This window comes from Bacteroides sp. AM37-9, from assembly GCF_003603455.1.
GTDB lineage: Bacteria > Bacteroidota > Bacteroidia > Bacteroidales > Bacteroidaceae > Bacteroides > Bacteroides xylanisolvens.
The window spans coordinates 123,085-135,313 of record NZ_QTNF01000006.1 but is presented as its reverse complement, the minus strand read 5'-3'; the positions used below and the strand labels follow the sequence as shown (position 1 = coordinate 135,313).

At 42.6% G+C, this 12,229-nt stretch carries 9 protein-coding genes and 1 tRNA gene; 5 read left to right on the top strand and 5 right to left on the bottom strand.

Going from position 1 to position 12,229, the window contains the following annotated elements:
- Window positions 1-18 precede the first annotated feature (18 nt).
- Window positions 19-975, bottom strand: a complete 957-nt coding sequence (locus DW862_RS06385; protein ID WP_008016953.1) for a phosphatidate cytidylyltransferase — start codon at window positions 973-975, stop codon at window positions 19-21.
- Window positions 972-1,628, bottom strand: coding sequence for a CDP-alcohol phosphatidyltransferase family protein (locus DW862_RS06380; RefSeq protein ID WP_008644284.1), 657 nt, complete (start codon window positions 1,626-1,628; stop codon window positions 972-974). The genes DW862_RS06385 and DW862_RS06380 overlap by 4 nt, the downstream gene beginning before the upstream one ends.
- A gap of 190 nt (window positions 1,629-1,818) precedes the next feature.
- On the opposite strand from DW862_RS06380, the gene DW862_RS06375 reads away from it, so the two are divergent.
- A complete protein-coding gene (locus DW862_RS06375) occupies window positions 1,819-3,669 on the top strand; it encodes a VWA domain-containing protein (protein ID WP_120067499.1) in 1,851 nt (616 codons plus the stop codon).
- A 259-nt stretch (window positions 3,670-3,928) separates the two neighbouring features.
- On the opposite strand, the gene DW862_RS06370 is transcribed toward DW862_RS06375, so the two are convergent.
- The 3 genes from DW862_RS06370 to DW862_RS06360 form a co-directional block, all read right to left on the bottom strand.
- Window positions 3,929-4,001: transfer RNA gene (locus tag DW862_RS06370), tRNA-Trp, on the bottom strand.
- Between the two features lie 65 nt (window positions 4,002-4,066).
- A complete protein-coding gene (locus tag DW862_RS06365) occupies window positions 4,067-4,420 on the bottom strand; it encodes an arsenate reductase family protein (protein WP_004308288.1) in 354 nt (117 codons plus the stop codon).
- An 83-nt stretch (window positions 4,421-4,503) separates the two neighbouring features.
- On the bottom strand, window positions 4,504-5,082 hold the full coding sequence (locus DW862_RS06360) for a uracil-DNA glycosylase family protein (protein WP_049703251.1): 579 nt from the start codon (window positions 5,080-5,082) through the stop codon (window positions 4,504-4,506).
- Window positions 5,083-5,190: 108 nt separating this feature from the next.
- On the opposite strand from DW862_RS06360, the gene DW862_RS06355 reads away from it, so the two are divergent.
- The 4 genes from DW862_RS06355 (at window position 5,191) to DW862_RS06340 (ending at window position 12,182) form a co-directional block, all read left to right on the top strand.
- Window positions 5,191-8,322 (top strand): TonB-dependent receptor, encoded by a 3,132-nt coding sequence (locus tag DW862_RS06355; protein WP_165861888.1) that lies wholly within the window; start codon window positions 5,191-5,193, stop codon window positions 8,320-8,322.
- A gap of 15 nt (window positions 8,323-8,337) precedes the next feature.
- Complete coding sequence (locus DW862_RS06350; protein ID WP_049703250.1) at window positions 8,338-9,933, top strand: SusD/RagB family nutrient-binding outer membrane lipoprotein; 1,596 nt, start codon at window positions 8,338-8,340, stop codon at window positions 9,931-9,933.
- Between the two features lie 73 nt (window positions 9,934-10,006).
- Window positions 10,007-10,714 (top strand): DUF5020 family protein, encoded by a 708-nt coding sequence (locus tag DW862_RS06345; protein ID WP_008021077.1) that lies wholly within the window; start codon window positions 10,007-10,009, stop codon window positions 10,712-10,714.
- A gap of 154 nt (window positions 10,715-10,868) precedes the next feature.
- Entirely contained in the window at window positions 10,869-12,182 is a 1,314-nt protein-coding gene (locus DW862_RS06340) for a nucleobase:cation symporter-2 family protein (RefSeq protein WP_008644291.1), read from the top strand.
- Window positions 12,183-12,229: the final 47 nt, after the last annotated feature.

The following is a 12,229-nucleotide window of genomic DNA, read 5'->3' as shown; positions in this document are numbered from 1 at the left end:
TTTTTCCATTCTCTCCGTTTAATATGCAATGTAATAAACTAAATGAAAAAATACAGGAGCAGTGTAGGACAGCGAATCTATCCGGTCGAATACTCCTCCATGACCGGGAATACTGTTCCCCATATCTTTAATTCCTTTATCTCTCTTGATAGCGGAGATGACCACGTCTCCCGAGAAGCCGGCAATCGCAAGGAGGGCGCTAACCAGAATAACGTTAGGAGCGGAGAGGGGAGTCAGGAAACCGAGGAAGTAACCAATGACAGTGGTACTGATGACACCGCCTAGGAAACCTTCCCATGTCTTGTTCGGACTTACTTTCGGAAGAATCTTATGCCGTCCGAGAAGTTTGCCCCAGATAAATTGCATGATATCATTGATTTCCGTAAGGAATACAAGGAACAACAGCAGACCCCGTCCTCCGGAACTGAATCCCGGTAGTTCGGGAAGCGACAGGAGATAAGCGAGGTGGCTGATACCGAATACCGAAAGCATCAGAATCCATTGCAAGAGTGCCATTGACTTGGTGATTCCGTGTGTGTCTCCCTTTAAAACCAGCCGTAAAGGCAATACGAGGAACATGACTACCGGAATGAAGATGATGAATGCTCCATACCAGGCAAGGTAAGCCAGATAATATTGAATGGGGATAGACAGTATGCCCCAAAACAGTGCTCCGCGATCTGCCTCTCTGAATCCCAATACAGAATAAAGTTCTCTGAAAGCAATGAAAGAGAGAAAGGCAAGGAAGAAATAAGAAATGTTATAGCTGATAAATACAGCGCCGATAAACATACCCGCCATAATCCACCATGAGCGCGTGCGTGCGGCGAGTTCGCTGATATTTGTTTTCGGAGATATCTTTTTTACGAGGAAAAGAATAAGGCTTGCCGTAACAAGCAATCCGATGATAAGCGAGATGACAATAATCAGTTCATCGCTTAATGTAGGGAATATTTTATCCAGTAGATTTTTCATTTTATTTCAGTGTTTGTTGTGTGTGACATGAGGTACAGGCGATGTATCAGTGTCGCGATAAGACCGATGTTGATAATGATTAGAGCGATGAAGCATACCATCCGGTCGTATCCTGAATGGATGGTGCAGGTGGCGACTACAAAGGTCAGTGTCAGCAATGCCATGCGGTGTTGTTTGGCCATCGGACCATTAAAGAAATGCTGATGTGTTTTATAGGCTCCTATCCAGCGGAAATAAGCTGTCATAACAGCAAGAAGGGCGCCCAGCCATCCCAATTCGACTCCGAATCCACCTGCTACATACCCGACGGGAATGATGAATAATGCATCGGCAAAACGGTCGGGCATATCGTTATAAAGATCTCCGTTGGCGCTTTTCTTTCCTCCTTCAATGGCAACCATCCCATCGAACAGGTTGCAGAGCAACCGCGACTGCATACAAACGATGAACAGAATATAGGCTACATATTTATTGAAGCCGGGATAAATAACTGTGCCAATCAGCAGGAGGCAACCTATCATAGCGAAGAATACACTCATCATGGAAATTTGATTGGGAGTGACACCCCAACGAGTTAGTTTGCGGGCAATGTTATTAGCCCAGGCCGTGTTTCGCGAGGCTATTTCCCGCCTTCCGTCGACTTCGTTTTTCATATTTGTGATATGTTTATGATTCGCAAATATACACATCATCTGATGAGTGGCAAAGGAATAAGGGAGAATTTTGAAAGGACTCTTTTTTTCTGCCGGATAAAAAAAAGTTCAAGTCATTTATGGAATCAGTGTGAAATCTGCATCTCTATAGTAAAAGCGAACTATTAGTAACATTTTAAATAATGAAGTTATGAAAACAAATCAATTCAGAGCAATGATGCTCGTACTGCTGATGGCAGTTGTTTCTTTAGGGATGGTGAACGCGCAAGCTATTACCGTGTCGGGTACTGTGACGGATGCAAAGGATGGAACTCCGCTTGTTGGCTGTTCGGTACAGATAAAGGGTACTACGAAAGGTACAGTAACGAATATGAATGGCCGGTACACGATACAGGCTAAGAAAGGGGAAACGTTGTTGTTTCAGTATATCGGGTATAAGCAAGAGAGAAGGGTGGTAAAATCGGCCACGCTGGATGTGAAGATGAAAGCTGACGAACTGGTATTGGAAGAATGTGTGGTGGTAGGATACGGCCATGAGACAAGAGCTGCAAAAGTAATGTCTACTGCTTACAAGGCAGTATGTCCGACTCCGGGAATCATGTATGATGCTGCAAATGCGGAAGAATACGGAGAGTTTCAGGAGAATGGTTTCAAGAGTGTGTCGGATGCTCCGCTTTCTACTTTCTCTATTGATGTAGACGCCGCTTCTTATAGTAATATGCGTCGTTTTATCAATAAAGGTGAACTGCCTCCGGTTGATGCTATCCGTACGGAAGAATTAGTGAACTACTTTTCTTATGATTATCCGAAGCCGACAGGAAGTGATCCTGTGAAAATTACGATGGAATCCGGAGCCTGTCCCTGGAACACAAACCATCGTCTTGTACGTATCGGCCTGAAAGCAAAAGAAATCCCGACGGATAATCTGCCTGCATCTAATCTGGTATTCCTGATTGATGTCTCCGGTTCTATGTGGGGAGCCAACCGGTTGGATTTGGTGAAGTCATCTCTCAAATTATTGGTAAATAACTTACGTGATAAAGATAAAGTAGCGATTGTGACTTATTCAGGCAGTGCCGGTGTGAAACTGGAAGCAACTCCGGGTAGCGACAAACAGAAGATTCGCGAAGCGATAGATGAATTAACGGCGGGTGGCTCTACGGCAGGTGGTGCAGGTATCTTGTTAGCGTATAAAATAGCCAAGAAGAATCTGATCTCTAACGGCAATAACCGTATCATACTTTGCTCCGATGGTGATTTTAATGTGGGCGTTTCTTCCGCTGAAGGATTGGAACAATTGATTGAAAAAGAGCGCAAGAGTGGAGTATTCCTTACCGTACTGGGTTATGGCATGGGTAATTATAAAGATAAGAAGATTCAGGTGTTGGCTGAAAAGGGAAATGGCAATCATGCTTATATAGATAACTTGCAGGAGGCCAACCGTGTTTTGGTAGGCGAATTCGGTGCTACGCTGCATACAGTGGCAAAAGACGTCAAACTGCAAGTCGAATTTAATCCTTCCCAAGTGCAGGCATATCGTCTGGTTGGTTACGAAAGTCGTCTGTTGAAAGACGAGGACTTTAATAATGATGCTAAAGATGCCGGAGATATGGGTGCGGGACATACAGTGACAGCCTTTTACGAAGTGATTCCTACGGGAGTAAAGAATGAATATGTAGGTAAAATAGACGACTTGAAATATCAGAAGAAAGAGAAAGTGTCCGTGAAGCCGACAGGCTCTAATGAACTCCTGACTGTGAAACTGCGTTATAAAGCCCCGGATAAAGATGTCAGCAAGAAACTGGAACTTCCTTTCATAGATAATAAAGGAAATAATGTTTCTTCCGATTTCCGCTTTGCTTCTGCAGTGGCTATGTTCGGACAGTTACTCCGGGAGTCTGACTTTAAAGGAAATGCCAGTTATGACAAAGTGATTGATCTGGCCAAACAGGGACTGAATAATGACGATAAAGGATATAGAAGAGAATTCATTCGTTTGGTTGAGGCTGCTAAAGGATTGGAAAGAACAAATAAGAACTAGGAAAGCAAACAGGAGTCATTGGAAATGTACATCATATTATTATGCGTAATATTCACTGATATGAATAAACGTACAATTCCAGATAGATAATCCTAAAAAATAATAGTGACGGTATATGCTCGGGATAGTGACGCTATCACTGTTGTATACCGTCACTATCTTTGCCGGATACCGTCACTATAATTAATTTCGTCCGAAATTCGTCTGACCTAAAACGAAAAATAGCCATAAACTTATCGTTTACAGCTATTTAACTCTGCACGGGAGGAGAGGCTCGAACTCCCGACACCCGGTTTTGGAGACCGGTGCTCTACCAACTGAGCTACTCCCGTGTTTGCGGCTGCAAAGGTAGTAGAAACTTCTGAATCTCCAAACATTCGGGTAAATAAGTTTTGAATTATTTTAATTTTTCCCACTCATCGGGCTTGAAACCGACCAGAACGAAGCTGTCTGTCACTACCAATGGGCGTTTCACCAATTTACCGTTCGTTGCCAAGAGTGCTATCTGTTCTTCCTCACTCATAGCAGGCAGCTTCTCGCTTAGTTTCAGCTCTTTATATACTAATCCGCTCGTGTTGAAGAATTTCTTCACCGGTAAACCGCTACGTGGAATCCATGCTTTTAATTCTTCAACTGTAGGATTTTCTTCTACAATTAATCGGTTTGTAAACTCAATGTTATTTTCTGTTAACCATTTCTTGGCTTTCTGGCATGTGCTGCATGCCGGGTACTGCAAAAATAATGTTGCCATATTCATTTATAATTTAATTCTTACTATGTAATACTTAATACTTAACACTTAATACTTGATACTTAATACTTACCACTTAAACCTCACCTCAATATCTGCAAATCCTGAAACATAATCCGGTAAGCGGCTGCTTTCTTATCCAACGCCAGTGGATATGCTCTTGATGATGAAGGCATCCGGTAAAGCCGCATGGCGCGTCCTTCAAAAACGAACTCGGAGTAATCGCCTACTTTCGGCTCTTCTATTTCGAATTGCTGTCGGAGAGTGTCCGTTGCTTTTTGCCCGGTAGTGACGATGGCTTTGCATTCGGGAAGTTGTCGCAGCAATGCTGCTACATCGGTAGCCTCCACTACTTCGAGAAACTTATCCGATGCGTTATCCTGCAACCGGCGGATGGATGAAGCGGTATCAAACAGGGCAATTCCCTTTTCGTTCAAAAAGTCTATGATTTGCTCACGACAAAACGATTTTAGTGTTGAATTCAGAAAGTGATTCTTATCATTAAAGAATAAGATTCCGTATATACGCCACATGTCATTGTTTAGGTTTGGATAATAAAAATCCATCGACCATCTTTTTTTCTGTGGCGGGAAACTGCCCAGCATAAGCAATTTTGATTTCGCTGGGAGAAATGGTTCTAGCGGATGTGTTTCGATTTCCATGTTATCGTTCATTTTAATTTCGTACAAAAATAGTGATAATGTTTATTTCCCTCAAAATCAATGAGAAAAAATGCTAGATTTAAAATATTTAGTTATTTTTGCGGTGTGATGAACAAACAGTATCTTATTATATCATTGAAAAAAGAAATTTTAGTAAGTTGTTTCTTAATGAGCTTATTTTTCCTGGAGGGTGGGAATTGTTATGCTTCGGAGCAACAACTGTTAAGAGGGACGATAGAAACTCCTTCTGACAATTATACCGTGAGAGGGCGTGTTATGGATGTCTATGGTGAACCACTAATCGGTGCTACAATACGAGAGAAAGGGGGAGCCAATGGTACTGTGACCGATATTGATGGACGATTCTTTTTATCTGTTCCGGATAGTGCTGTCTTGCAGGTTTCTTTTGTAGGTTACAAAACTTTAGAAGTCAATGTGACAGGTCGGACTATGCTTGAAATACGCCTTCAGGAAGACGCGGTGATGCTTGATCATGTCATCGTAACAGCCTTGGGAATTGAAAAGGATGAAGCTACACTGGCTTATTCTGCGCAGAAAATCAAAGGTGAGGAACTAAATCGTATAAAAGAAATAAATATGATTACTGCCCTGGCGGGAAAAGCAGCCGGTGTACAAATCAATAAAAACTCTTCCGGTATGGGAGGGTCTGCCAAAGTCAGTCTCCGGGGAATCCGTTCGGTGTCCGGTGATAATCAACCGCTGTATGTGATAGACGGAGTGCCGATGTCGAATACCTCTTCCGAGCAGGCTTATTCGGCAATTGGAGGTACGGCGAATGCCGGCAACCGTGATGGAGGAGATGGGATTTCTAACCTGAACCCGGAAGATGTGGAAAGCATCAGTATCTTGAAAGGTGCTCCAGCAGCAGCTTTATATGGTAGCATGGCTGCTAACGGGGTCATTCTTATCACTACTAAAAAAGGAAATTCTGTCGGGCAAAGGAATATTAATTTCTCTACGGGACTAACTTTCGAGAAAGCATTCAGCCTGCCTAAAATGCAGGATCGTTACGGTGTCAGTGATGTGGTAGACAGCTGGGGTGAGAAAGATAATCTGACGGCTCATGATAACCTGAATGATTTTTTCCGTACCGGATTGACCTCAATGACTTCTGTGTCCGTCAGCTATGGAAATGAAACTCTACAAACTTATTTCTCCTATGCCAACACCACCGGAAAGGGGATTATGGATAAAAACAAGCTGAAGAAACATAATATAAACCTACGCGAAACAGCTACCATGTTCAACAAACGTCTGAAACTGGATGGTAATGTGAATGTAATGAAACAGACTGTTGAGAATAAGCCGGTATCGGGAGGCTTTTATATGAATCCGTTGGTAGGGCTTTATCGTTTTCCTCGTGGTGAGAATCTGTCTTATTATAAAGACCATTTTGAAACCTATGACGAAGAACGGAATTTGAATGTGCAAAACTGGCATACATTTACCGAAGACTTCGAACAGAATCCATATTGGATAGTGAACCGTATACAAAGTAAAGAAACGCGTACGCGCATTATCCTTTCCCTTTCGGCAAACTTTAAGATAAATGATTGGTTGACGATTCAAGCTCGTGGCAACATGGATTACTGGGCTGACAAGTTGCGTCAGAAATTCTATGCGTCTACCGCTACTGCCCTGTGTGGAGCGAACGGTCGATATATTGAAATGGATTATCAGGAAACGCAGATGTATGGTGATGTCATGGCGATGTTTAAGAAAACCTGGGGAGATTTTACACTGGATGCGGCTATTGGCGGTAGTATAAATGACCGAATCAGAAACTCGACCCGTTATGATTCCAAGAATGCTTCTTTGAAGTTTGCTAATGTATTTAATATTGCCAATATCATCATGAACAGTTCCGCCAGTATTGACCAGAAAATAGATGAGCATCGTCAGCTTCAATCTATTTTCGGTACAGCACAGATTGGCTACAAGGAAAAATTATTTCTTGATTTGACAGCTCGTAATGACTGGGCATCAACATTGGCTTATACTGAACATGAGAAAGCGGGATTTGCTTATCCTTCCGTCGGTCTTTCCATATTGCTTGATAAATGGGTGAAGCTGCCCGAATGGATTTCTTTTGCGAAACTGCGTGGTGCCTATAGTAAAGTGGGGAACGATATTCCTGTATTTGTCACTAATTCCGCTTCGCATATCGGTGCCGGTGGCGAGATACAGGCAAATGATGCAGCTCCTTTCAAAGATATGGAGCCGGAAATGACTCATGCCGTGGAATTCGGAACGGAATGGAGATTCTTCCAACATCGGCTAGGAATCAATCTGACCTATTATCGTACCAACACTTATAATCAGTTCTTCAAACTTCCTGCTCTTGCAGGTGATAAGTTTGCTTACCGGTATGTGAATGCCGGAAATATCCAAAACCAAGGATGGGAAGTGACACTGAACGGAACTCCAATGCTAACTTCTGATTTCACCTGGAAAACTTCCATCAATTTTTCTGCTAACAAGAATAAGATCGTGAAGCTGCACGACGAATTGAAAGAATTAGTCTACGGGCCTACGAGCTTTTCTTCCAGTTATGCAATGAAACTGGTGAAAGGTGGTTCTATCGGTGATATCTACGGTAAAGCCTTTGTACGTGATGCCGCAGGAAACATTGTTTATGAAACAGAAGGAGATTACAAAGGACTTCCATTGGTGGAAGGTGACGGAAATACGGTGAAAGTAGGAAATGCCAACCCTGTCTTTATGATGGGATGGGATCACACATTCTCTTACAAAGGATTCAGCCTTTATTTCCTGCTTGACTGGCGTTACGGAGGAAAAGTCCTTTCGCAGACACAAGCGGAAATGGATCTCTATGGCGTATCGGAAATTACGGCTGATGCACGCGACAGAGGATATGTGATGCTTGAAGGTCAGCAGATCGATAATGTGAAAGGATTCTATAAAAATGTAGTGGGCGGGCGTGCCGGAGTGACAGAGTATTATATGTATGATGCCACTAATTTACGGTTACGCGAAGTATCGTTGAGCTACAATTTCTCAAAGAAGTGGATACAAAAAACGAAGGTTCTGAAAGATGTGCAGCTTTCGTTTGTGGCCCGCAATCTATGTTTCTTATATAAGAAAGCTCCTTTTGATCCGGATTTGGTACTTTCCACCGGGAATGATAACCAAGGGATTGAAGTATTCGGAATGCCTACGACCCGTAGTTTGGGCTTTACTCTGAAATGTGAATTTTAAAGGTAGGAGAGAGAAATGAAGAGAAAATATGTATATTTATACTTGCTGGGCTTACTGCTCTTTTCTGTAGCATGTACCGGTAATTTCCGTGATTACAATACCGACTTGTCCGGAATCACGGATGATGACCTGATTATTGACGACAATGGTTATGGAATCCGTTTGGGCATTATTCAGCAGGGTATTTATTTTAATTATGATTTCGGAAAAGGGAAGAACTGGCCTTTCCAGCTGATACAGAATCTGAACGCAGATATGTTTGGTGGATATATGCATGACGGTAAACCCTTGAACGGAGGTTCGCATAATTCCGACTATAATATGCAGGATGGTTGGAACAGCGCCATGTGGACGCATATGTATTCTTATATTTTCCCGCAGATATACCAATCGGAGAATGCTACCCGGAATACACATCCTGCTTTGTTCGGGATCACGAAAATATTAAAGGTAGAAGCCATGCATCGTGTGACGGATTATTATGGTCCCATCATTTATAAGAATTTTGCGAATGCAGAAAACCACTACCGTCCTGATAAACAAAAAGATGTTTATTATGAGTTTTTCAATGAACTCGATTCTGCCGTGGTTGCCCTCACCGGTTATATAGAGGAGAAACCGGAATTCAATGGATTTGCACGTTTTGATATTTTGTTGGATGGTAAATACCCTTCCTGGGTAAAGTTTGCCAATTCGTTGCGTTTGCGTCTAGCTATGCGTATTGCCTCTGTTGCCCCCGATAAGGCACGTGCTGAAATACAGAAAATAAAAGAAAACGATTACGGCTTCTTTGAAGCGGAAACAGGCGGAGCTGTTGTTTCTACCAAATCCGGATATACCAATCCATTGGGAGAACTTAATCGTGTGTGGAATGAAACTTACATGAGTGCGAATATGGAATCAATCTTGGTGGGATATAATGATCCCCGTCTTGGAATTTATTTCGAACTCTGTACGGATGAAACCCTGAAAGGACAATATCGTGGAATTCGTCAGGGGACATGTTTTGCTCATAGTCATTATTCCGGATTGTCGAAGCTGTTTGTCAAGCAAAGCACCGATGCGCCTCTGATGACTGCTTCGGAAGTTTGGTTTCTGCGTGCCGAAGCTGCATTGCGCGGGTGGACGGATGAAGATGAAGAAACCTGTTATCAGAACGGTGTAACTACTTCTTTCCATCAATGGGGAATCTATGGCGTAGAAGATTATCTGCAAAGTGAACAGACCGCCTCCGACTTTATAGACACGTATGATGAAGAAAATAATATAGAGGCCCGTTGTAAAGTCTCTCCCAAATGGAATCCGCTGGATGATAAGGAAACGAAACTGGAGAAGATCATTACGCAGAAGTGGATTGCTATGTTTCCGGAAGGTTGCGAAGCTTGGGCAGAACAAAGACGAACAGGGTATCCCCGTTTATTTCCCGTACGATTCAACCATAGCAGAAACGGTTCTATCGACACGGAGATTATGGTGCGCCGTCTAAACTTCCCCGGTACCTTACAGACGGAAGACCCGGAACAATATTCCGCGCTTGTGGAAGCTTTAGGAGGAAACGATCATGGAGGTACAAGGCTTTGGTGGGACACGGGAAATAATAACCTGGAATAAAAAAAGATAAAAGTAGTGTGTTTATATGTGTAGCTTTAACTATTTTTGCATCTTCATTTAAACACATTTACTTATGAAACAGATTATCTCTGCTCTTTTCCTTTGTATGTTGCTCTCTGCCGTACCGGGATTGCAGGCGCAAAACATCCAGTTACATTATGATTTTGGACGTTCTTTGTATGATAAAGATTTGCAAGGTCGTCCGCTGTTAACTTCCACAGTAGAGAAGTTTCATCCTGATACTTGGGGAAGTACTTATTTCTTTGTCGATATGGATTATACCTCCGAAGGTGTCGCTGCTGCTTATTGGGAAATAGCCCGTGAAGTGAAATTCTGGAAAGGTCCTTTCTCTGCGCATCTTGAATATAACGGTGGATTATCCAAAGGTATGTCTTATAAAAATGCTTATCTGGCAGGAGCCACGTATACCTTTAATAATGCTTCTTTTTCCAAAGGCTTCACACTGACCGCCATGTATAAGTATATTCAGAAACACTCATCACCCAACAACTTCCAGTTGACAGGTACATGGTACGTAAACTTCTGCCGTAACCTGCTCACTTTCTCCGGCTTTGCCGACTGGTGGCGTGAAGAAACGAACTACGGAAAGACTATCTTCCTCTCCGAACCACAATTTTGGGTAAACCTGAATCAAATCAAGGGAGTAAATAAAAACTTCAATCTAAGCGTTGGCTCCGAAGTCGAATTGAGCAATAACTTCGGTGGTCGCGATGGCTTTTATGTGATCCCGACGCTTGCTCTGAAATGGACGCTGAACTAAAAAAATCGAACCAAAAATCGAACCAAAAAACGGATTAAAAAGCGAGTTAAAAGAAATAGAGTAAAAAGAAGTCAGGCTAAAAGAATCCGAACTTCAGAGGAATCTCCGTTTATCCCTTTGTGGAACTTACAAAATATATAGAACAACCTATTAAATGAAAACTGATTTAATCTACGGCGTAGAAGACCGTCCCCCTTTTAAAGACGCCCTGTTTGCGGCTTTACAACATCTCTTGGCTATTTTCGTGGCAATTATCACACCGCCGCTTATCATAGCGAGTGCCTTGAAACTGGATGTAGAAAAGACAAGCTTTCTAGTTTCCATGTCCCTTTTTGCTTCGGGAGTATCTACCTTTATACAATGCCGTCGTTTCGGTCCGATAGGAGCAAAGCTGCTCTGCATCCAGGGAACCAGTTTTTCTTTTATCGGTCCTATCATCGCCACAGGAATGGTAGGCGGATTGCCGTTGATTTTCGGTTCCTGTATGGCTGCCGCACCTATCGAAATGATTGTCAGCCGCACATTCAAATATTTGCGTAATATCATCACTCCGCTGGTTTCCGGTATTGTCGTACTGCTTATCGGATTGAGCCTGATAAAAGTAGGTATCGTATCTTGCGGAGGTGGATATGCAGCTATGGATAACGGTACGTTTGCTACCTGGAAAAACCTGTCTATTGCAGCACTGGTACTTCTTAGCGTCTTATTTTTCAACCGTTGTGGGAACAAATACCTGCGCATGAGTTCCATTGTACTCGGACTTTGTCTGGGTTATGGTTTGGCATTTGTTTTGGGAAAAGTGGATATGAGTGCATTGAATGTAGAAATGCTGATGAGCTTTAATATTCCCCAACCTTTTAAATATGGTGTTGATTTCAATGTGTCTTCTTTCATAGCCATTGGTCTGGTCTACCTGATAACTGCCATCGAAGCAACAGGTGACGTGACTGCCAACTCTATGATTTCCGGACTTCCCATTGAAGGAGATTCCTATTTGAAACGAGTTTCCGGTGGAGTAATGGCAGATGGATTCAATTCCTTCCTCGCTGGTATATTCAACTCTTTCCCCAACTCCATCTTTGCACAGAATAACGGTATTATCCAACTGACCGGAGTAGCCAGCCGCTATGTCGGTTATTATATCGCAGCAATGCTCGTTCTTTTGGGATTATTTCCCATTGTAGGTGCCGTATTCTCCTTAATGCCCGATCCTGTATTGGGTGGTGCAACCTTACTAATGTTCGGTACAGTAGCAGCGGCAGGAATCCGTATTATCTCCTCACAAGAAATAGGCCGTAAAGAAACTCTGGTATTAGCAGTCAGCCTTTCCTTAGGCCTAGGAGTAGAATTAATGCCGGACGTATTACAACAAGCCCCGGAAGCAATTCGAAGTATCTTCTCTTCAGGGATCACCACCGGAGGCCTAACTGCAATTATTGCAAATATAGTAATACGTGTAAAAGAATGATGAATAAGTATTAAGTATTAACCGACAAGTATCAATCAACAAGTTTA

Excerpts from the sequence above, each read along its gene's own strand:
- DW862_RS06365 (WP_004308288.1), bottom strand. The coding sequence starts at position 4,420 with ATGGCAACATTATTTTTGCAGTACCCGGCATGCAGCACATGCCAGAAA.
- DW862_RS06380 (WP_008644284.1), bottom strand. The coding sequence starts at position 1,628 with ATGAAAAACGAAGTCGACGGAAGGCGGGAAATAGCCTCGCGAAACACG.
- DW862_RS06345 (WP_008021077.1), top strand. The coding sequence starts at position 10,007 with ATGAAACAGATTATCTCTGCTCTTTTCCTTTGTATGTTGCTCTCTGCC.
- DW862_RS06375 (WP_120067499.1), top strand. The coding sequence starts at position 1,819 with ATGAAAACAAATCAATTCAGAGCAATGATGCTCGTACTGCTGATGGCA.
- DW862_RS06350 (WP_049703250.1), top strand. The coding sequence starts at position 8,338 with ATGAAGAGAAAATATGTATATTTATACTTGCTGGGCTTACTGCTCTTT.
- DW862_RS06360 (WP_049703251.1), bottom strand. The coding sequence starts at position 5,082 with ATGGAAATCGAAACACATCCGCTAGAACCATTTCTCCCAGCGAAATCA.
- DW862_RS06355 (WP_165861888.1), top strand. The coding sequence starts at position 5,191 with ATGAACAAACAGTATCTTATTATATCATTGAAAAAAGAAATTTTAGTA.
- DW862_RS06385 (WP_008016953.1), bottom strand. The coding sequence starts at position 975 with ATGAAAAATCTACTGGATAAAATATTCCCTACATTAAGCGATGAACTG.
- DW862_RS06340 (WP_008644291.1), top strand. The coding sequence starts at position 10,869 with ATGAAAACTGATTTAATCTACGGCGTAGAAGACCGTCCCCCTTTTAAA.